General features: G+C 31.1%; 18 protein-coding genes. 11 read left to right on the top strand and 7 right to left on the bottom strand.

All coding sequences use genetic code 11. The features are described from left to right. The first annotated feature begins 6 nt into the window (after positions 1-6). The 4 genes from Q0935_RS03180 to Q0935_RS03165 are packed head-to-tail and all read left to right on the top strand — an operon-like array spanning position 7 to position 6820. Complete coding sequence (locus Q0935_RS03180; RefSeq protein WP_299382288.1) at positions 7-2046, top strand: PKD domain protein; 2040 nt, start codon at positions 7-9, stop codon at positions 2044-2046. Positions 2047-2069: 23 nt separating this feature from the next. After that, positions 2070-3701, top strand: a complete 1632-nt coding sequence (locus Q0935_RS03175; protein ID WP_299382286.1) for a glycoside hydrolase family 16 protein — start codon at positions 2070-2072, stop codon at positions 3699-3701. Positions 3702-3707: 6 nt separating this feature from the next. Then, positions 3708-6020 (top strand): beta-glucosidase BglX, encoded by a 2313-nt coding sequence (gene bglX, locus Q0935_RS03170; RefSeq protein WP_299382283.1) that lies wholly within the window; start codon positions 3708-3710, stop codon positions 6018-6020. Continuing rightward, positions 6020-6820, top strand: a complete 801-nt coding sequence (locus Q0935_RS03165) for a glycoside hydrolase family 16 protein (protein ID WP_299382281.1) — start codon at positions 6020-6022, stop codon at positions 6818-6820. Before bglX ends, Q0935_RS03165 begins: the two co-directional genes overlap by 1 nt. 53 nt (positions 6821-6873) lie before the next feature. Here the strand turns inward: Q0935_RS03165 and Q0935_RS03160 are convergent, their stop codons facing one another. Both Q0935_RS03160 and Q0935_RS03155 read right to left on the bottom strand, forming a co-directional pair. Then, the gene (locus Q0935_RS03160; protein WP_299246988.1) at positions 6874-8073 is read right to left on the bottom strand and encodes a GAF domain-containing sensor histidine kinase; all 1200 of its coding nucleotides are present in this window, start codon (positions 8071-8073) and stop codon (positions 6874-6876) included. Positions 8074-8160: 87 nt separating this feature from the next. Continuing rightward, the gene (locus Q0935_RS03155; RefSeq protein ID WP_299382279.1) at positions 8161-8826 is read right to left on the bottom strand and encodes an HAD family phosphatase; all 666 of its coding nucleotides are present in this window, start codon (positions 8824-8826) and stop codon (positions 8161-8163) included. Between the two features lie 107 nt (positions 8827-8933). On the opposite strand from Q0935_RS03155, the gene Q0935_RS03150 reads away from it, so the two are divergent. After that, positions 8934-9710 carry a zinc-dependent peptidase gene (locus tag Q0935_RS03150; RefSeq protein ID WP_299382277.1) on the top strand — a complete coding sequence of 259 codons (777 nt, stop codon included), beginning with the start codon at positions 8934-8936 and terminating at the stop codon, positions 9708-9710. Between the two features lies 1 nt (position 9711). Here the strand turns inward: Q0935_RS03150 and Q0935_RS03145 are convergent, their stop codons facing one another. The 3 genes from Q0935_RS03145 to Q0935_RS03135 are packed head-to-tail and all read right to left on the bottom strand — an operon-like array spanning position 9712 to position 14723. Next, the gene (locus Q0935_RS03145; RefSeq protein ID WP_299382275.1) at positions 9712-11544 is read right to left on the bottom strand and encodes a YfiR/HmsC family protein; all 1833 of its coding nucleotides are present in this window, start codon (positions 11542-11544) and stop codon (positions 9712-9714) included. Beyond that, the gene (locus tag Q0935_RS03140; RefSeq protein ID WP_299382273.1) at positions 11545-14262 is read right to left on the bottom strand and encodes a TonB-dependent receptor; all 2718 of its coding nucleotides are present in this window, start codon (positions 14260-14262) and stop codon (positions 11545-11547) included. It lies immediately after the preceding gene. 41 nt (positions 14263-14303) lie between these two features. After that, positions 14304-14723 carry a response regulator gene (locus Q0935_RS03135; protein WP_299246999.1) on the bottom strand — a complete coding sequence of 140 codons (420 nt, stop codon included), beginning with the start codon at positions 14721-14723 and terminating at the stop codon, positions 14304-14306. A gap of 235 nt (positions 14724-14958) precedes the next feature. Between Q0935_RS03135 and Q0935_RS03130 the strand changes: the two genes are divergently transcribed. The 6 genes from Q0935_RS03130 (at position 14959) to Q0935_RS03105 (ending at position 19506) form a co-directional block, all read left to right on the top strand. Beyond that, a complete protein-coding gene (locus Q0935_RS03130; protein WP_299382270.1) occupies positions 14959-15591 on the top strand; it encodes a Crp/Fnr family transcriptional regulator in 633 nt (210 codons plus the stop codon). A gap of 70 nt (positions 15592-15661) precedes the next feature. After that, positions 15662-16456, top strand: coding sequence for a sulfite exporter TauE/SafE family protein (locus Q0935_RS03125; RefSeq protein ID WP_299382268.1), 795 nt, complete (start codon positions 15662-15664; stop codon positions 16454-16456). 104 nt (positions 16457-16560) lie between these two features. After that, positions 16561-17976, top strand: a complete 1416-nt coding sequence (locus tag Q0935_RS03120; protein ID WP_299382266.1) for a rhodanese-like domain-containing protein — start codon at positions 16561-16563, stop codon at positions 17974-17976. 11 nt (positions 17977-17987) lie between these two features. Further along, positions 17988-18542 carry a YeeE/YedE thiosulfate transporter family protein gene (locus tag Q0935_RS03115; protein WP_299247006.1) on the top strand — a complete coding sequence of 185 codons (555 nt, stop codon included), beginning with the start codon at positions 17988-17990 and terminating at the stop codon, positions 18540-18542. 4 nt (positions 18543-18546) lie between these two features. Continuing rightward, a complete protein-coding gene (locus Q0935_RS03110; protein WP_299247008.1) occupies positions 18547-18963 on the top strand; it encodes a DUF6691 family protein in 417 nt (138 codons plus the stop codon). A gap of 204 nt (positions 18964-19167) precedes the next feature. Further along, the gene (locus Q0935_RS03105; protein WP_299247010.1) at positions 19168-19506 is read left to right on the top strand and encodes a DUF4870 domain-containing protein; all 339 of its coding nucleotides are present in this window, start codon (positions 19168-19170) and stop codon (positions 19504-19506) included. 121 nt (positions 19507-19627) lie between these two features. On the opposite strand, the gene Q0935_RS03100 is transcribed toward Q0935_RS03105, so the two are convergent. Next, positions 19628-20014, bottom strand: a complete 387-nt coding sequence (locus Q0935_RS03100) for a hypothetical protein (RefSeq protein ID WP_299247012.1) — start codon at positions 20012-20014, stop codon at positions 19628-19630. Positions 20015-20224: 210 nt separating this feature from the next. Next, a complete protein-coding gene (gene dnaN / locus Q0935_RS03095; protein ID WP_299247014.1) occupies positions 20225-21343 on the bottom strand; it encodes a DNA polymerase III subunit beta in 1119 nt (372 codons plus the stop codon). Positions 21344-21348 lie beyond the last annotated feature (5 nt).

Below are 21348 nucleotides of genomic sequence, written 5' to 3'. Positions count from 1 at the left end.
AATAGCATGAAAAATTTAAAATACATACTTAGTTTATTCTTAGTAATCACAGCTTTTGTTAGTTGCGTACAAGAAGATGATATACCAGATGTAAGCACATTACCTGCTCCAACAAATGTTGCTGCAGTAATTACTATTGATCAAGATAATTCTGGATTAGTTACAATAACACCAACAGGAGAAAATGTTGCCAATTTTAGAGTAAATTATGGTGATGGTTCTGGTGAAGATTCTGGAGTTTTAAATCCCGGAGAAAGCGCACAACATACATATCAAGAAGGCTCATACGAAATTGTAATTGCTGCCTCTAGTATTAATGGTAAAACAACTACAGTAGCGCAAACTATAGTAGTTTCGTTTCAAGCACCAGAAAATTTAATTGTAACAATAGAAAATGATGCGGCTATTTCAAAACAAGTAAACGTTATGGCAACTGCAGATTTTGCAATCTCTTACGAAGTTAATTTTGGTGACCCAGCAGAAACAGTAATGATGTCTAATATAGACGAAATAGTCTCATTTACTTATGTAGATGCAGGAGTTTACACTATAACAGTTACTGCTTTTAGTGGTTCTGTAGATACTATTTCTTATTCTGAAGATTTTGAAGTTACAGAAATATTAGCACCTCTAGTAGCTGCACCAACCGCACCTGCTAGACAACCTGAAGATGTAATTTCTATTTATAGCGCTGCTTATACTGATATTGCTGGTACAGATTTTTATCCAGATTGGGGACAACAAACAGTTTTTGAAGAGGTTGATGTTGCTGGAGATTTAGTAATTAAATATGGTAATTTAAATTATCAAGGGATTCAATATGGAGAAACTATTGATGCTTCAGCAATGGAGACATTACATATCGATGTTTGGACGGCAGATGCTACTCAAGTTGAAATTTATCCTATAAGTGCGGCTTCTGGAGAGCAGCAAGTAACAAAAACATTAAATCCAAGTGAATGGAATAGTTTCGATATTCCTTTGTCCGATTTCACAGATCAAGGTTTAACAATAAACGATTTAATTCAATTTAAGTTTGTAGGATCAGGAACAATCTTTTTAGATAACATCTATTATTATAAAGCACCATCTACAGCAGGTGGAACAACATGCGAAGTGCTTCAAGATTTCGAAGGAGCTGCACCTGCATTTACTTCTTTTGGAAATATTGCAGATACTCAAGCTGTTGCAAACCCAGATATGTCTGGTGTTAATACAACAGCAAATGTTGCACAGTTTACTAAAACAGCAGGTTCAGAGGTTTGGGCAGGAACATTCTTTGATCTTGCATCTGTTTTAGATTTATCATCATGTAATCAAATAAGTATTAAAACATGGTCTCCAAAATTAGGAGCTACAGTTAGGTTTAAAATTGAAAACAGTGCAGATAACTCACAGTTTTACGAAACAGATTTAACAACAACTACAATAAACGAATGGGAAACTTTAGTTTTCGATGTATCTGCAGCGTCTGCTTTTAATTATGATAGAATTGTAATCTTTTTCGACTTTGGCGTTGCAGGTGACGACTCTTTATATTATTTCGATGAAGTAGAGCTTGTTTCTAGTGGAGGTACTGGAGGAGGATCTCTTGGTTTTCAGGATTTTGAAGGTACTGCACCAACATTTGTAACATTTGGAAACATGGCAGATATTCAAGTAATAGCTAATCCAGATATGTCTGGAATAAATACAACAGGAAACGTCGCTGAATTTTCAAAAACAGGAGGTTCAGAAGTTTGGGCAGGAGGATTTTTTGACACTGCTTCACCATTAGATTTAACTACTTATAATAAAATAAGTATTAAAACATGGTCTCCAAAAAATGGAGCTGTAGTAAGATTGAAAATTGAAAATAGTGCTGATGATTCTCAATTTTTTGAAGTTGATATGAGTACAACAACTACAAACACTTGGGAAGAATTAGAATTTGACGTTAGTAGTGCACAGGCATTTAACTACGATAGGGTGGTAATGTTCTTCGATTTTGGAGTAGCTGGTGACGATTCGGTTTATTATTACGATGAATTAGAATTGAAGAACTAATAATCAATTTAAAAGATAAGATTATGAATAAAATATTCAAAATAAGCTTACTAACACTAGTGGTAACTTTCTTTTTTGCTTGTCAAGAAGAAGATCAAACTTTTGGTAATATAGTAGCACCATCAAATATTATTGTAACAGCAGAAATAGTAGGTCAAGATACTTCTAATCCAAATGGAGATGGAAGCGGTTTGGTAAATTTTATTGCTACTGCAAATAATGCTTTAAGTTATAAATATAGCTTTGGAGCTGCAGTACAAAATGCACCTTCAGGAGTTACAGCCTTTACTTTTTCAGACTTAGGTGTCAATGTTTATACTGTAACCGTTGTTGCTTATGGAACTGGAGGTGTGTCTACAAGTACAACTTTAGAAGTAGAAGTATTAGCAACTTACGCGCCACCAGCAGATTTATTAACAACTTTAGTTGGTGATGGATTTAAAACATGGAGAATAAAGTCTGAACAAAATGCTCACTTTGGTCTTGGACCAGTAGGTGGAGATATTGCAGCCGAATGGTATCAAGCAGGTCCTGGTGAAAAATCTGCAACTGGTATGTACGATGATCGTTACATTTTTAATGCAGATGGTACTTTTACACACATTACCAATAGCATAAACGATGATCCAACTATGGATCCATCTGGAACTATTTTTGGACGTGAACCTTTAGTTACCGAGTTAGGTCCGCACACTGAAACACCAAATGGAGCAGATATAGAAAACTACCCTTTAAATGATTATTCTGAAAACTGGGTAATTACAGCACCAGGTGGCACCGAAACAATTAATCTTACAGGTTTAGGTTTTATTGGGTATTATACAGGAGGTAATCATAAATATGAAATCTTTAGTCGTGCGATTCCAAATGAATTGGTTTTAAAAACTACAGATGGAAATAGTGAATTCGATTGGTGGTTTATTATTACTTCTGAAGAAGAAGGAGAATCAGAAGGTTTACAATCAATTTATGATAATTTGGTATGGCAAGATGAGTTTGATGTTGATGGCGCACCAGATCCCTTAAAATGGACTTACGATTTAGGAACAGGAACGGATGGTTGGGGAAATCAAGAACTTCAAACTTATACAAACAATTCTGAAAATGTAATAGTAGAAGGCGGATCTTTAAAAATCACGGCAAAAGCAGCTGGTGGTTCATATACTTCTGCGCGATTAAAATCAGAAAACCTTTATGAGTTTACTTATGGAAGAGTAGAAGTTAGAGCAAAGCTTCCAGCATCTCAAGGTACATGGCCAGCAATTTGGTCATTAGGTGCTAATTATGATACAGTAAGTTGGCCAGCCTGCGGAGAAATGGATATCATGGAGCAAACAGGACAAGATAAAAATACAACATTAGGCACATTACATTATCCAGGGAATTCTGGAGGAAATGCAGATGGTAATTCAATTACAGTTGATACTTCAACCTCAGAGTTTCATGATTATACAATAGAGTGGACACCAGATGTTATTAAAATAGTTGTAGATAACGAAGTCTTTCATACTGTAATTAATTCGGACTCTTTACCATTTAATAGCGATTTCTTTTTAATACTAAATGTAGCAATGGGAGGAAGTCTTGGAGGAACAGTAGATCCTGCATTTACTGAAGACACAATGGAAATAGAATACATAAGAGTTTACCAATAATAGACAATGAAAAAAGTAGCAATACCATTATTAGTTTGCCTTTTTATAGTAATTATTTCATGTAAAAATGAAAATAATTCTATAGATAAAGATTTGGCAATAAATTCATCTACAGCAAATACAAAAGTAACTTCAATTGAAGATAAAGTAAGTGCGCTTCTATCTAAAATGACCTTGGAAGAAAAAATAGGTCAGATGAATCAATACAATGGTTTCTGGGATCTTACAGGTCCAGCTCCAAAAGAAGGAGATGCAGCAAAAAAATACGAACATCTTCGTAAGGGTTATGTTGGTTCTATGCTAAATGTTAGAGGTGTTAAAGAGGTAAGAAGTGTTCAAAAAATAGCAGTTGAAGAATCAAGATTAGGAATTCCCTTAATTATTGGTTTCGATGTCATACACGGATACAAAACATTAACTCCAATTCCATTAGCAGAGTCTGCAAGTTGGGATTTAACTGCAATAAAAACATCGGCAGAAATGGCAGCTCTAGAAGCTTCGGCTTCTGGAATTAACTGGACGTTTGCACCAATGGTCGACATATCTAGAGATGCACGTTGGGGACGCGTTATGGAAGGAGCAGGAGAAGACACTTATTTAGGCTCTAAAATTGCAGAAGCTAGAGTTAAAGGTTTTCAAGGAGAAGATTTATCTACAAGTAATACAATTGTAGCTTGTGCGAAGCATTTTGCCGCTTATGGATTTGCAGAAGCTGGTAGAGATTATAATACTGCGGACATTGGTATTTCGACTTTAAATAATGTTGTATTACCGCCTTTTAAAGCAGCAAAAGATGCTGGTGTAAGAACTTTTATGAATTCGTTTAACGAGCTTAATGGTATTCCTGCAACTGGAGATAAATATTTACAAAGAGATATTTTAAAAGAAAAATGGAATTTTGATGGTTTTATCGTTTCAGATTGGGGATCAATAACAGAAATGATTGCTCATGGTCACGCAAAAGATGGAAATCATGCAGCAGAATTAGCAGCTAATGCAGGATCGGATATGGATATGGAATCTTATTTATATGTAAACGAACTTGCAAAATTAGTAAAAGAAGGTAAAGTAAAAGAAGCTGTAATAGAAGATGCTGCTAGACGGATTTTAAGAGTAAAATTCGAATTAGGTTTATTCGATGACCCTTATAAATACCTAGACGAAGCTCGTGAAAAAGAAATTACAGGAAGTAAAGCACTTAACGATGCAGCTTTAGATATGGCTAAAAAATCTATCGTTTTACTTAAAAATGAAAAACAGTTACTTCCGCTTAAAAAAGAAGGCCAGAAAATTGCAGTTATTGGCGCACTGGCATCAGATAAAACAAGTCCGTTAGGTAGTTGGAGAATTGCTGCCGAAGATAATAGCGCAGTTTCAGTTTTAGAAGGTCTTTCGGCTTACAAAGGTAATACAATAACTTATGCTAAAGGAGCAGATGTAGTTATTGGAGAACCTAATTTTACTACAGAAGTTAAGATTAACACAACTAACAAAACAGAATTTGGTAAAGCGGTTACTATTGCTAAAAATGCAGATGTTGTTATTATGGTACTTGGAGAACATGGTTTTCAGAGTGGAGAAGGACGTAGTAGAACTGAATTAGGTTTGCCAGGTGTACAACAAGAATTATTAGAGGCAGTTTATAAAGCAAATAAGAATATAGTACTGGTATTAAATAATGGAAGACCATTAACAATTAATTGGGCAGACCAAAATATACCCGCAATTGTAGAGGCATGGCAGTTAGGAACGCAAAGTGGAAATGCTATAGCACAAATACTTTATGGAGACTACAATCCTAGCGGTAAACTACCAATGAGTTTTCCTAGAGATGTTGGTCAAGTACCAATTTATTACAATTATAAAAACACAGGTAGACCAAGTTTACCAGGACCAGATGTTGTTTTTTGGTCTCACTATCAAGACGAAAAAAATGAACCATTATACGTTTTTGGTCATGGCTTAAGTTATACTACATTTAAATACAGTAACATAAAAGTTAAAAACTCTTATAAAGGCTCTAAAGAGGTTACTGTTTCTGTAACATTAACCAACACAGGTAATTATAGAGGTAAAGAAGTTGCACAGTTATATATAAGAGATATGTATGCAAGTGTTACTAGGCCTGTTAGAGAGTTAAAAGGTTTTGAGTTAGTCGAGTTAAATCCTAGTGAATCTAAAAATATAGAGTTTGTTCTCACAGAGAAAGAGCTAGGATTTTTTAATAACCAAAATGAATTTATTGTAGAGCCAGGAGATTTTAAAGTTTTTGTTGGTGGAGATTCTAAAGCCAATCTTGAATTAAAATTCACTTTATAATGAGAACTTTTATAGCACTTACATTGGTTATACTTATATCTTTTTCTTGTAAGAATGAAGAGAATTCTATAGAAAGTACTACTGAAGAGTTAGAAAAATCAAACATCATTTTTGAAGAAAATTTTAATGAAGATTCGCTTAATGAAACATATTGGAATTACGAATTAGGAGATGGTTGTCCAAACCTATGTGGTTGGGGAAATAACGAAAGGCAAATTTATTCTAAAGAAAATGCGACGATTAAAAATGGATATCTAGTAATAAAAGCAACTAAAGATGCATTCGTTTATAAATCGGCAAAACTAACTACAAAACAAAAAGTAGAATTTAAATATGGTAGTGTAGAGGTGAGAGCGAAATTACCATTAGGCCATGGTTTATGGCCTGCAATATGGATGTTGGGTAATGATATTGATACTAAGGGATGGCCTGCTTGTGGAGAAATAGATATTATGGAGTATGTAGGTAAAGCACCTAACAAAGTGCATACAACATTACATACACCTGATAGCTTTGGACAATCTAAAAACACAAAAATTACAGTAGACGAAAACATTGAAAAAGGGTTTCATGTTTATAAGACTAATTGGTCTAAAGATAAAATAGAATTTTTTATAGACTCTAAACTAGTTTATACCTTTAATCCAGAAATAAAAAACGATACTACATGGCCTTATAATAAACCTTTCTATATTATTTTAAATTTAGCTATTGGCGGTGATTTTGGAGGACCAGAAGTAGATGATAGCATATTCCCTCAAGAGTTTATTATTGATTATGTGAAAGTGTTAAAGATTTAGTTTTTATAAAATAAAGACAAAAAAAGTGTATCTATTTTAATAGATGCACTTTTTTATTTTTCTATACTAAAGTTAAAAGTACTACCAACACCTTCAGTAGAAATTACAGAAATTTCTCCTCCTTGATTTTCTACTAACTTTTTTACAGTAGCTAAGCCTATTCCCGTACCTATATTTCCATCTTTGTCTTTTTGACCTAATGTAGTAAATAAGTCGAAAATAGAATCTAAATTATCTGTCGGAATACCTTGGCCATTGTCCGTAACACTAAAATGATAATGGGTAAACGAAGTTTTAAAACCTATTGATACTTCTATTGTGCTTTTGTCATTATATTTTATAGCATTGGTTATTAAATTAACTAAAACTTGAAGTATTACTGCTTTATTAATATTAATAGTTTCAAGACTATCTGGGTAGTTTAAATTGATATTGTTTTTTGGAATTGCAACTTTTTGTGCCTCTAAGAGTAATGCTTTAAAGGTTATATTTTCTTTTTTATAGCTATGTAAAATATCATTTTTATAATATTTTAAGATACCATCTATGTAATCTTTTAAAGAAGACGAAGAGCTTTTTAGATAATTAAGATAAGTTATAGAATCTTCATTAAGGTTACCATCATTTTCTTGTTCTAATAGTTCTGTTAATGATATTATGTTTGCTAAAGGCGATTTTAAATCATGAGAAACTATTGAAGCAAATTTATCTAATTCTAGGTTTCGTTTTTCAAGTTTACTTTTAATGTCTTTTAAAGCCTTATTTTGTTTATGTTGCTCAAAAAGTCTTACAACTTGTTTAGACATTGATAATAATGCCTTTTTTTGAGCTTCGTCTAACTGTCTCGGTTCGTGGTCATAAACACATAATGTACCTAATTTGTAACCTTCAGGACTTACTAATGGTACACCAGCATAAAAAATTGCTTTATGGTTTTCTACTAATGGGTTGTTATGAAAACGCTCATCTTTTCTAGCATCCTCAACAATCATAATTTCATCATCTGAATTTATAGCATGCCCACAAAAAGAAATATTTCTAGGAGATTCTGTAAGCGGAAAACCACAATTAGATTTTATATAATTTCTATCATTATCTAATAATGTAATTAATGAAATTGGAGTTTTAGCGATATAACACATAATTTCAGTAATGTTATCGTAGCTTTCTTCTGGTAGAGAATCTAAAAGATTGTATCTCTCTACTGCGCGTTGTCTTTCGTATTCATTATTAGGGAATTGTGGTTCAATCATAAGCAGATTATATTATAGTCACTCAGTTTTTAATCGATAAAAAGTGTTTTTACAAGATTAATTACGTAAAAATTCAGATTAGAGTTTTTAATTTTCTTCTAAAAGTTTATTAATTTTTTCAAAAGAAACGTAAGAGAAATCATTCACAATTAAATCGGCTAGACTATAATCTTGATTTTTAGAATGAAAACTATTATAACCTATACAATAAACACCGGCAGATTTTGCTGCTTTAATTCCATTTGTAGAGTCTTCAATAACCATGCATTCTGCTCTAGAAAATCCTGAAAGCATTGCAGCTTTTTCAAAAATTTCTGGATGTGGTTTAGAAGCTTTTAAATCTGCACCACTAATTTTAGCTTTAAAATATTGATTTAAATCAAAGCGTGTAAATACATTGTTAATTGTCTGCATAGACGCAGAAGAAGCAAGTATTAGTGTTAATCCATTTTCGTGATAATTTTTTATCAAATCTAAAACACCGTCTATAAGCTTTAGACTTGGATCGCTATGAAATAGACCAGTAAAAATTTTACGTTTGCATTGTACTAATTCTTCAGGATTGTTTTCTAAGCTAAAAATATTGCAAAGATTCCTACAAACATTAATGGTTGATTGTCCGGTAGTAGATTCATATAATTCATTAGATACTTTAATATTAAAAGCATCAAACATTAAGAAATAGGCTTTTTTATGAAGTGGTTCTGTGTCTACAATAACACCGTCCATATCAAATAATATAGCTTTTAACATCTTTTTTAGTTTTTGTGCTAAGATAATTATTCAGCACACTTATTAACTAAACATATATTTTTTTCTCTCTTATATTTAGAATATTTTGCGAAAACAATTAAATAAATATGATTTATACACTTGTTTTTATAGTATTAGTGATTTTTGTATTCTATGCTTTTTCTAAAGCAAAGCCTAAAAAAGCCAAAAAAATACCTGAACATTGGCACAGTATATTAATAGATAAAGTACTTTTTTACAAGAATCTTTCTATAGAAGACCAAGCAATATTTAGAAAACGAATGTCTCTTTTTTTGAGTGAAATAAATATTGATGGTGTTAATACTGAAATAGAGGAATTAGATAAAATATTAATTGCTTCAAGCGGAATTATTCCTGTATTTGGTTTTCCTAATTGGAGTTATAATAACTTAACTGGTATCATTGTATATCCAGATAGTTTTAACGAAGATTTACAGTTTTCTGATAAAGATGAAAATAAAAAGATATTAGGAATGGTAGGTACAGGAAGGTTTGAAAAACAAATGATTCTGTCTAAAAAAGCAATTAGGTTAGCTTTTAGTAATAAAACAGATAAACACAACACGCCAGTTCATGAGTTTGTACATTTATTAGATAAAATGGATGGGCAAACAGATGGTATACCTGAGTTTTTTTTAGGTAAAGAATTTATTGAACCTTGGCTAGAATTAATGTATAAAGAAATGGAAGCTATTAATAATGATGCTTCAGATATTAGAAAATATGGTGGTACAAGTGAAGCTGAATTTTTCTCTGTAGCTTCAGAGTATTTTTTTGAAAGACCAAAGTTATTCAAACAAAAGCATCCCGAATTATATAAAATGTTATCGTTGTGTTTTCAACAACCTAAAGGCAGTCGCTAACTTAAACAGGAATTGTAAAAAAGAAAGTACTTCCTACATTAACAATAGATTCAAACCATATTTTACCATCATGAGATTCAACTATTTTCTTACAATGTGCTAAACCTATTCCGGTACCTTGGTATTGATCTCTAGAATGCAAACGTTGAAAAATAGAGAAGATTCTTTCTTTATGTTTTTCAGGAATTCCAATACCATTATCTGTAATAGAAAATTCCCAATACTTAACATTATTAATAAGTGTTTGTCTAGCGTCAATTTTTATTTTAGGAGTTACATTTGGTTTCGTAAACTTAATAGCATTGCTAATTAAATTTTGAAACAATAAACGTATTTCCAATTCTGTTCCTTTAATTATAGGTAGGTTAGAAGTGATGAGTTCTGTTTTTGTACGGGTAAAAACGTTGCCTAAATCTGCTCTTAGTATATTAATTAGATTGTTACAATCTATATTTAAAAACACTTTAGACTTCCCTAATTTAGAATAAGAGAGAATGCCTTCAATTAGTTTTTGCATTCTATAACTAGATTCTTTTACATACTTTAAACTTAAACGTCCGTCTTCGTCAAATTGCTCTCCGTAATCTTCAACTAAAAGATCTATTAAACTAGAAATGGTAATTAACGGTTCTTTTAAATCATGACTCGCTATATATGCAAATTGCTCAAGTTCATTATTTTTAATTTCTAATTCTTGAGATTGCTTTAATATAGCTGCATTTTTAGCTTTAAGTGTTTGAGATAATTTCTTCTTTATTTTATAGTTTTTATACAATAAAAAAGCTCCAAGTAGTGCAAGTAGTATAATACCAACAAGTAAATAATTAATATTACGTTGTGTATTTATCGTATTATTTTTTCCTTTTAATATTTCTGAATTTGCTTTAATGTCGATTTGTTGTTTCCTAATACTATCTTCTTGGCTAATGAGTAGAGTATTGCTAGAATTTATTCTATCCTCTTGATTTTTTAATATTTCTAATTGAGATAAAATAGTTTTTTCGAGTTCTTGCTCTATTTCTATTTTAGAGTTTAGCTCTTGTTTTTGTAAATTATTTTCTTGAGACAGAAGGTCTAACCATTTTTTTCTTGTATTAGCAAGATTTTGTACAGCTTCTATAGAGTCCTTTTGTTCTATTATTGTATTTTTTTGATAAGCAATAGCTTCTTTATTATTCTCAATTTCTTGCTCTTTGTTTTTTAAATCGGCTTGTTTTTCTGCTGTTAGTTTCTTGTTTTCTTCTAAAGAAGCTTCTGTAGTTTTAAATAACTTCTTCCATTTTTCTGAAGAACTAATACTGTGTTCATTTAAAGAATTTGCTATTGTAAAATTCTCAGCATTTAATAAGTTATTATTTATTTCGTACTCAAAGGTGTTTCCTATATTAACCATATTAATCATTGAAGTCTTATAGCTATAATCTTCACTTACTAATAGAATGTTTTTATTAGATATCTTATTCAGAATATAATTGATATCAAAATTAAAAGATTTATTAACGTATAACAGCTGCACATTAGAGATGTCTTTTACACTATTAAATTTAATGATATTTACTTTCTTGTTGTTAATGTTACGTTTTTGAGAAAGCGCTGCCAAATCTATAAATGTGCGATCCGGACCTAAAACACCAATATTAAATTCTAAATGGTTGTCGTCTTGGTTTTGCCAAGTTACTTGTTCGGCAAAATTAAATATAAAAATAGCACGTTGTAACCTCTTTACTTGTTGGTTAGTATTATTAACTTGAGCGTAGCCAAATAAAGGAAAAAACAGCAATATTAAAGCTGTTTTTAGTATGAAGAGACTTATTTTAGATTGCGAGTTATTCATTTATAATTTAATAAGCGCTCGTAAATAGTAATTTGCTCCATTAACGCCAAATTGTTGCACACGTCTACTATAGGTAAAGTTACCATTATCTATGTTAGCAGAGTGTTTTTGTTTGTCTGGATATACATTAAAAATATTATTTCCACCAACTGTAAACTTTATTTGATTATTTATATCGTAAGATAGTAGTAAATCTGTTAATAATTTAGCAGAAAAGGTTTGATCTCTAGTTTCTACCTTATTTGTTAATGTATTTAATTCCCAATTAGCTTGATCTCCATCTGTAGGATGTACAAATTCTACCTCACCAAAATAAGTGTTATTTAGTTGTACTTTAAAGTCATTAATTTTATAAGAAAAACTTGTATTCATTTTAAAATTTGGTTGAGAGCTTTCAACTCTAGCAACTTCTTCTCTATTAAAAAGTACTTCTTCTTGGCCAATTAAAGATTCTGATACTTTTATAGGTCCAACAACCTTTGTTTTTGTAAAGTTAGCTCCAAAAGAAGCATTAAACATTCCATTTGCAATAGGTTTTCTGTAATTTATTGCAGCGTCAAAACCATCAGTTTTAGAATCTATGGCGTTTGTTAAAAACTGTGCAGCACTAACATTAAAAGGTTCTAAAGTGGTTTCGTATCCTTCGGCAAAACGTCCAGATAAAACAATACGATCTTTAATTTTTATGTAATAATAGTCTAGAGTAAAAGTAAAACTCTCTTTTATTTTACCACTTAATCCTGCACTAAAATGGTTTGATAATTCAGGTTTTAATTCGCCAATTTTAAAAGCTTCAGATGCAATAGCACTTTCGTTATTAAAAGTACCAACTTGTACAATTTCACCATTTATAAATTGAGAACTTATATTTTGAAAATAAACTTGATGTAAAGATGGTGCTCTAAATCCTGTAGCATATCCAGTTCTTAAACTTATATTATCATTAAAAGCATAACGCCCAGATAGTTTATAAATTAATTGTCCACCAAAATCGTTGTAAGACTCATATCTTGCTGCTGTTTTAACTAAAAGCTTATCTGTAATGTTAGTTTCTAAGTCAACATAGGCAGAAGAATTGGTTCTAAATCTACTTAATTCATTTTCTGGTTGTATACCTGGAAATACTTGTGCACCAGGAATTCTTGGTTGTTCGTCTCCGTTTTCATCTATATAAGTAGATTCTCCATTTATATAAGAAGCTTCTTCTCCAGCAATAATTTGATAGTTTTCTACTCTAATTTCTGCTCCAAAAGCAACGTTTAAACCTTCTAACCAATCGTATTGTCTTGAGATATCTATATTAGAAGTACTTTGCTTGTATTCAAATCCTCCAGAATAAAAGGTGTGAGGAGAAGCAATACCAAGAGAAGCATTGTTGGAGTTATTAACAGTATAGTCTAAGCTGTTTTTTCCAATAGAATGACTAAAATCTAAATCCCAATTGTTTTTTACACCTTTAAAACCAATAACAATTGCATCATCTTGAATATCTGTTAATATTTCAGGAGAAAACCCATTAGGATAGAGTTCTAAAACAACTCTATCTTCATCTTTGGGCAATCTAAAAAAACCTTTAGATTTTCCTTCTCTATAGTTTCTTCCTGCGTTAAAATAAAAGCGAGCAGTATTAGAAATTGGTAATTCACTATTTAAAAAAACAGATAAATTTTGTGTTTCGGCACTTCCAATTTCCATAATTTGTTTATTATCGAAACCTGTTGTGCTAAAAAAATCATTTTCGGCTATTAGCAACGCATCTTCCTCTGTATTGTTAGAATATACAGTTCCATTATAATTACCAGCTCTATTTACAGCATCTTTCTTTCTATATTCTCCAGTAACATTAATAAAACCTTTGTTTCCAACTTTAAAACCAAAATTAGTTCCCATATAAACAGATTTTCCATCACCTTCTGTATTTAAACCGTAACGTGCATCTATTTCTATGGTCTCTATTTGTTCTTTTAAAATAATATTAACAACTCCTGCAATAGCATCAGAACCATATTGAGAAGTTGCACCATCTCTTAAAATTTCAATATGTTGTATTGAAGCTACCGGTATAGCGTTAAAATCTGTACCAACGGTTCCACGTCCAACAGTGCCATTAACATTTAGTAAAGCACTATTGTGCCTTCGTTTACCGTTAATTAACACTAATACCTGGTCGGGACCTAAACCTCTTAAAGTAGCAGGATCAATATGGTCTGTTCCATCTGCAATGGTTTGGTTTGTAGAATGAAAAGAAGGAACTAGGTAGTGGAGCAGGTGACTTAATTCTATTTGCGAAGCATTTGTTATTTCTTCTGGCGAAATAATATCTACTGCAGCTGTATTTTTTAATAACGATTGTGGTTTTGCTCTTGTTCCTAAAGACACTGGTTCGTCCATAGAAAAACCGGTTTTTAATTTAAAGTCTTGTAAAACAGTTTCTCCTACTTTTACAGTTAATGCATTGGCTTTAGTTTCGTACATTACAAAGGAGGCAACAACAACATAATCTCCTTCTTCTAGATTAAAAGTATAACTACCATCTAAGTCTGTAGTTGTTTTATAAGTAGTGCCTTCAATGCTAACAGTAGCTCCTGGTAAAGCACCATAATCATCAGTAACTATACCATTAATTGTAGCTCTATCTTGTGCAAAAAGGTTAATTAATGTAAAGAATAGAAATAAAAATAGTAAATAAGTTTTTTTAGATTGTTTTAAGGGAGTCACAAATATTAGTTGTTTTAAAAAAATAAGTAATAATAACTAAATTAATATGTTTCTATAGAAAAGTGATTTTCTATAAGGTTTGATAGCAAGTCTACAGATAGAGGTTTATTTATAAAATCATCTACAGTAGCATTAGATAAAGATTTTTCATAATCCTCTTTACTATTAGAAGTAGTAAGCATAACTATTTTAATACTTGAAGTAAAAGAGGTATCTAATTTGTTAAACTCTTCAATAAATTCCCAACCATTCATTGCGGGCATATTAATATCTAAAAAAATTAAATCTGGTTTTTTACATAAACCGTTTTTAGAATTAATAATGTAATCTAATGCCATTTGGCCATTAGTAACAGTGTTTACTTCTTGAAAGTTATCAAGTTTACTAACAACTCTTTTATTATAAAAGTTTGTAACTTTATCGTCGTCAATAAGTAAAGCACATTTAATGATTTTTGTCATAAAGCAAATATAGCAGATATTATATTTTAAGAATTAATTAAGATATATACAAAATTAATTTTCGGTATAAAACCGTAAAATACGTTTAAGTGGTTTATTTAACAAGCTTTTAAGAGTTATATAATTTATTATTAGTATTCTTAGTGGCTTTTGCAATTTGTTTATCGCGTAAAATATAAAATATTTTGCACGATAGGGAAGGCAAAACCTTAAATTTGCAGGACTAAAAATAGTTATGTTAAAAGCACTTACAGAACAATACGGATATTTATTTGAAGATGATTTGCTTCAAGAAATTAACGAAGTCGGTATTTACAAAGAAATAGATCCTGGAACCAAACTGATAGAGATTGGAGACTATATTAAATCGATGCCTTTACTTATAGAAGGTGCTATAAAAATTCTTAGGGAGGACGAAAAAGGAGATGAATTAATCTTATATTTTATAGAACAAGGTGATACTTGTGCCATGACATTATCTTGCTGTTTGGGGAGTTCAAAAAGTGAAATTAGAGCCATTGCAGAAACAGATACAAAACTAATAATGATTCCTGTAGAAAAAATGGAATCTTGGTTAAGTAAGTATAAAACTTGGCAAAAGTTTATTTTGCAAAGCTATCACGATCGCATGACAGAGTTGCTAGAAGCTGTAGATACTATAGCCTTTTTAAAAATGGATGAGAGATTGTTTAAGTATTTAAAAGATAAGGCAATGGTTAACCATAACGAAGTTATTATTGTAACGCATCAAGACATTGCAAACGACTTGCATACTTCTAGAGTTGTAATATCTAGACTCTTAAAAAAGCTTGAAATTAATGGTAAAATTAAACTTAGTAGAAACAATATAAAAATTCTAGACTTATAGTTATTGTAACTATTGTTACAATAAATACTTAAAAAGTTAATTAAATTTGCCCAATAACTTTTCTTAAAAAATGGATTTACAACAAATAGTAACTTATTTAGGCGCTTTCTTTATTGGAGGAATATTAGGTTTAATTGGAGGCGGAGGATCTATTCTTACTGTACCTTTATTAGTCTATTTCTTAGGTTTTAATCCAGTTATTGCAACAGCCTATTCATTATTTGTAGTAGGTTCTTCGTCTTTAGTAGGAGTTATTCAAAAGCATCAAAAAGGATTAGTAGATTTTAAAACAGGTTTAGCCTTTAGTTTTCCATCATTTCTTGCAGTCTTTATTTCAAGACGTTATTTAGTACCAGCAATACCCGAAACACTTTTTACTGTAGGAGATTTCTCATTGTCTAAAGGAATGGCAATTATGATATTTTTTGCAATAATTATGTTTTTGGCTGCATTTTCAATGATTAAATCAAAACAAAGCAAGGCTGTAAGCAATGTTCCTCAGCCTTATTACAAAACGTTTATTCAAGGTGTAATTATTGGTGTTATTACAGGACTTATAGGAGCAGGAGGTGGCTTTTTATATGTTCCTGCATTAGTACTTTGGGCTGGTTTAGATATGAAAAAAGCGGTAGGAACTTCTTTAATTATTGTAGCAATAAACTCTTTAATCGGTTTTTGTGGAGATGTACAAACTATAGACGTAGATTGGTTTTTTCTACTAACATTTTCATTATTAACAATAATTGGGATTCTAGTAGGTGGCTATTTTTCTAAATTTGTTTCTGGAAAAAAATTAAAAAAGAGCTTTGGTTGGTTTGTATTAGCTATGTCAATTTACATAGTTTTAAAGGAGTTAGTATTATAGCTATGTTACTTTGGTTATTTAAAAACATTAGTAAATTTGAAAAATTAAAAATAAACAGCATCAAAATAAATATAGTTTTTGGTAAAATTTAAAATAGAATTAAGATGAAAATAGAACAAATATATACGGGTTGCCTTGCACAAGGCGCATATTACATAGAGAGTGAAGGAGAAGTAGCAATTATAGATCCTTTACGTGAAGTGAAAAATTATATCGCTAAAGCGGAAAGTAATAACGCTAAAATTAAATATATTTTCGAAACACATTTCCATGCCGATTTTGTTTCTGGACATGTAACGTTATCTAAAGAAACTGGAGCTCCAATAGTTTATGGACCAACAGCAAACCCATCTTTTGATGCCATAATAGCCGAAGATAATCAAGTGTTTAAACTAGGAAAAGTAACTATTACAGCATTGCATACTCCTGGTCATACTATGGAGAGTACAACGTATTTATTAAAAGATGAAAACGGAAAAGACCATGCTATATTTAGTGGTGATACTTTGTTTTTAGGTGATGTTGGAAGACCAGATTTAGCACAAAAAGCTGCAGATATGACTATGGAAGATCTTGCAGGTTTATCTTTCGATAGTTTACGTTCTAAAATTATGCCGTTAGCAGACGATGTTACAGTATATCCAGGACATGGCGCAGGTTCTGCATGTGGAAAAAACATGATGAAAGAAACAGTGGATACTTTAGGTAACCAAAAAGCTATGAATTATGCTTTAAGAGCAGACATGACTAAAGCTGAATTTGTAAAAGAAGTTACAGATGGTTTGTTACCTCCACCAAAATACTTTCCTTTAAATGTAAAAATGAATAAGGAAGGTTACGAAGATATAGATACAGTAATTAAAAAAGGAACAAAAGCCTTATCTCCAGAAGCTTTTGAAGCAGCAGCAAATGAAACTGAGGCATTGGTTTTAGATGTTCGTCACCAGTCAGAATTTATTAAAGGACACATTCCACGTTCTATATTTATAGGTTTAAAAGGTGGGTTTGCTCCTTGGGTTGGAGCATTAATTGCAGACGTAAAACAGCCATTATTATTGGTTGTAGATAAAGGAAACGAAGAGGAAGCTATTACAAGATTATCTCGTGTAGGTTTCGATAATACTTTAGGGTATTTAGGTGGTAGTTTTGAGGCTTGGAAAGAAGCAGGAAAGGAAACTGATGACTTAATTTCTATTTCTGCGGAAGAATTTAAAGAAAGATTAGAAAAAGCTACTATTCCGGTTTTTGATGTAAGAAAAGAAGGAGAGTTTATTGCAGGACATGTTGAAAATGCAAACTTCACACCTTTAGATGATTTAAACGCTCATTTATCAGGATTTCCAAAAAACGAACCTTTTTATGTGTATTGTGGTGGTGGTTACCGTTCAGTAATTGCAGCTTCTATATTAAAAAGTAGAGGTATTCATAATTTAGTAGATGTAGCAGGAGGGATGGGAGCTATTAAAAAAGCAGGTATTCCTGTTTCAGATTTCGTTTGCCCATCAACACTTAAAAAATAATAAACCCAAATATGGATATAATCTATAGTACTTGGCCATGGTACGTTGCCGGGCCGTTAATTACATTAACAATGTTTCTACTCCTTAAAATGGGTAAGAAATTCGGAATGTCTTCAAACTTAAGAACCATGTGTTCTATTGGAGGAGCAGGAAAATTTGCTGATTTTTTTAAATTTGATTGGAAAAAAGATTCTTGGAATTTATATGTTGTGGCTGGTGTTATTGTTGGAGGATTTGTTGCTTTACAATTTTTAACTCCTACAGCTCCTCAAATAAATCCAGATGTAGTTGCGAAACTTCAAGAATTAGGTATTAATAGTACAAATACAGCATTTTTACCAACAGAGTTGTTTAGTTTAGAAAGCTTATTAACCGTTAAAGGATTTGCTATTATTATAATTGGTGGATTTTTAGTTGGGTTTGGAGCGCGTTATGCAGGAGGTTGTACTTCTGGTCACGCTATCTCTGGTCTAAGTAATTTACAGTTACCATCTTTAATTGCCGTAATAGGCTTTTTTATTGGTGGTCTAATAATGGTACACCTTATATTCCCTTTAATTTTTTAGAGTTATGAAGAAATTTTTATCATTTTTTGGCATCGGTTTATTTCTAGGCATATTATTTATTAAATCTGAAGTTGCTTCATGGTTTCGTATCTACGAAATGTTTCAGTTTAAAAGCTTTCACATGTATGGCATTATTGGATCTGCGGTTGTTTTAGGAATTATAGTTGTTAAGTATTTAAAACGAAATCAATCTAAAGATTTTAGTGGGAATGAGATTATAATAAACTCAAAAGACAAAGGGTTTACAAGATATATTACTGGAGGTATTATTTTTGGTTTAGGTTGGGCTTTAGCAGGAGCTTGTCCAGGACCTATGTACGTATTATTAGGTTCAATGCTACCAAGTATTCTAGTTTTAATTCTAGGAGCACTTATAGGAACTTTTGTTTATGGTGTTTTAAGAAATAAATTGCCTCATTAATTTTTTAGTGTGTTGCTAAGCTAGATTATAGCTATAAAAATAATTATTTAACAGAAACTCATTTTTCTCTATTTTTAGAGTAGAATGAGTTTTTTTGTTTTTATAATTTTTTTTGAATAAAACTGTAACATTTTTGTGAGACTAGCGTCATATAAGTATCAATCAATCAGTTGAATTTATTTCAACACACTAAATCAAAACGCTATGAAAGAAGATAGACAATTATTAGTATTAACTCATTTAAGTCAGTTGCTAACCGCAATAACAGGTTTTGGAGGTTTAATAGTACCATTAATAATATGGTTCACTAAAAAAGACGAAAATTACCAAATAGACGAGCAAGGAAAGAAAATTATTAACTTCCAATTAAGTTTAATTGTAAACTTTATAATTTGTATTCCTTTAATTCTATTATTTGGACTTGGATTGGTAGGCTTTATTGTATTGGGAGTTGTTTCAGTATTGTTTCCAATTATTAATGCTATTAAAGCTAATAATGGAGAAAACCCTACATATCCATTAAGCTATAATTTTATAAACTAGTAAGTAAAAAGAAAATACCTTTATCTTATAATTTTGTTAGTTAGTTGAATTTTATTTTAAGATAAAGAGAAACGCAACCTGAAGAGGTTGCGTTTTTTAATTTATAGCTATAATATATTTACTATTGTTTTATAAATTCTAATTCCGAAAAACTTGGTAAAAGCAACGCATCTCTATTAGATGAAAATTGAAAAGTTGTTACAACTTTATCTAAAGTCAATACATCGTTATTAATGTTCCAATTAAAATCACCTAAACTAGATGTAGCCTCTCCAGTACTATAGGTAACACTGCTAATAATGTAGCCTATTTTTTCAGAATCACTTTCTAAAACTTGTTTTGTAAAAACCATTTTATATTGAATATCTTCTGTAGAATCGCTACGTAACCATTCCCCAATAAAATCTGTTTCACTGTTAATGTTTTTAATTGAATCATCATTCGAACTACAATTAAATAGTGTTGTGCAAGACAGGATTAGTAATAGTACTTTAATTTGATGTTTCATTTTGTTTCAGATTAATTAGCGTGATAAATCAGAAATATTGATTTATTATATTAACAAACATCAATTAAATTTATGTTAGAGACAAAATTAATCGTTCTACAGTAGTATTATAAAGCTAAACGCAACCTCGAGAGGTTGCGTTTTTATAATATTGGCGATTTTTCTATTTATAGAAAAATCTATTTTATATAATATTTAGTAGTCAGGTTACTAGCTATTTAGCATAACAGGCATAACAAGCATTGTTACATGTTCACCTTCATCTAATCCATCAATAGGAGTTAAAATTCCGGCTCTGTTAGGCATACTCATTTCTAATTGTACATCTGTTGCACTTAAATTGTTTAACATCTCTGTTAAGAAACGAGAGTTGAAACCAATTTGCATATCGTCTCCTTGATAATCACAAGTTAAACGCTCTTCTGCTTTATTAGAGTAATCGATATCTTCGGCAGAGATATTAAGTTCTGCACCAGCAATTTTTAATCTAATTTGGTGTGTTGTTTTGTTAGAGAAAATACTAACACGTTTTACCGAGTTTAAAAACTGAGTACGATCAATACTTAATTTATTCGGATTCTCCTTTGGGATAACCGCTTCGTAATTAGGATATTTACCATCAATTAAACGACAAATTAATACAGTATTCTCAAAAGTGAATTTTGCATTAGAATCGTTATAATCAATTGTTACATTTTCTTCACTAGCAGATAAAATACCTTTTAACAATGTTAAAGGTTTCTTAGGCATAATAAATTCTGCAACTTGAGAAGCAGAAACATCTTCACGAGTATATTTTACAAGCTTGTGTGCATCAGTTGCAACAAACGTTAAGTTGTCTGTAGAAAACTGAAAGAAAACACCACTCATTACCGGTCTTAAATCATCGTTACCAGCAGCAAAAATAGTTTTGCTAATAGCAGTTGCTAAAATATGTCCGGCTATAGTTGTACTAGAAGGATCTTCAAGCGCTACAGCTTTAGGAAATTCTGCACCATCTGCATAAGCTAAAGCGTATTTACCATGATTAGAGCTAATTTCTACAGTGTTATTTTCTTCAACAGTAAAGGTTAACGGCTGTTCCGGAAACGTTTTTAAAGTGTCTAATAATAAACGTGCAGGAATAGCAACACTTCCTTTGCTATCGCTTTCTATATCTAAAGTTGAAGACATAGTCGTTTCTAAATCACTAGCTGAAACAGTTAATGCGTTATTATCGATATCGAAAAGGAAATTATCTAAAATAGGTAAGGTATTAGAGCTGTTAATTACACCTCCTAATACTTGTAATTGCTTAAGTAAGTATGTACTTGAAACTATAAACTTCATATGTA

It is taken from the genome of uncultured Lacinutrix sp., from assembly GCF_947500605.1.
GTDB lineage: Bacteria > Bacteroidota > Bacteroidia > Flavobacteriales > Flavobacteriaceae > Lacinutrix.
This window is presented reverse-complemented; position numbering and strand designations above follow the sequence as displayed.

Coding starts and splice junctions, on each gene's coding strand:
- Q0935_RS03180 (WP_299382288.1), top strand. CDS start 7: ATGAAAAATTTAAAATACATACTTAGTTTATTCTTAGTAATCACAGCT.
- Q0935_RS03175 (WP_299382286.1), top strand. CDS start 2,070: ATGAATAAAATATTCAAAATAAGCTTACTAACACTAGTGGTAACTTTC.
- bglX (WP_299382283.1), top strand. CDS start 3,708: ATGAAAAAAGTAGCAATACCATTATTAGTTTGCCTTTTTATAGTAATT.
- Q0935_RS03165 (WP_299382281.1), top strand. CDS start 6,020: ATGAGAACTTTTATAGCACTTACATTGGTTATACTTATATCTTTTTCT.
- Q0935_RS03160 (WP_299246988.1), bottom strand. CDS start 8,073: ATGATTGAACCACAATTCCCTAATAATGAATACGAAAGACAACGCGCA.
- Q0935_RS03155 (WP_299382279.1), bottom strand. CDS start 8,826: ATGTTAAAAGCTATATTATTTGATATGGACGGTGTTATTGTAGACACA.
- Q0935_RS03150 (WP_299382277.1), top strand. CDS start 8,934: ATGATTTATACACTTGTTTTTATAGTATTAGTGATTTTTGTATTCTAT.
- Q0935_RS03145 (WP_299382275.1), bottom strand. CDS start 11,544: ATGAATAACTCGCAATCTAAAATAAGTCTCTTCATACTAAAAACAGCT.
- Q0935_RS03135 (WP_299246999.1), bottom strand. CDS start 14,723: ATGACAAAAATCATTAAATGTGCTTTACTTATTGACGACGATAAAGTT.
- Q0935_RS03130 (WP_299382270.1), top strand. CDS start 14,959: ATGTTAAAAGCACTTACAGAACAATACGGATATTTATTTGAAGATGAT.
- Q0935_RS03125 (WP_299382268.1), top strand. CDS start 15,662: ATGGATTTACAACAAATAGTAACTTATTTAGGCGCTTTCTTTATTGGA.
- Q0935_RS03120 (WP_299382266.1), top strand. CDS start 16,561: ATGAAAATAGAACAAATATATACGGGTTGCCTTGCACAAGGCGCATAT.
- Q0935_RS03115 (WP_299247006.1), top strand. CDS start 17,988: ATGGATATAATCTATAGTACTTGGCCATGGTACGTTGCCGGGCCGTTA.
- Q0935_RS03110 (WP_299247008.1), top strand. CDS start 18,547: ATGAAGAAATTTTTATCATTTTTTGGCATCGGTTTATTTCTAGGCATA.
- Q0935_RS03105 (WP_299247010.1), top strand. CDS start 19,168: ATGAAAGAAGATAGACAATTATTAGTATTAACTCATTTAAGTCAGTTG.
- Q0935_RS03100 (WP_299247012.1), bottom strand. CDS start 20,014: ATGAAACATCAAATTAAAGTACTATTACTAATCCTGTCTTGCACAACA.
- dnaN (WP_299247014.1), bottom strand. CDS start 21,343: ATGAAGTTTATAGTTTCAAGTACATACTTACTTAAGCAATTACAAGTA.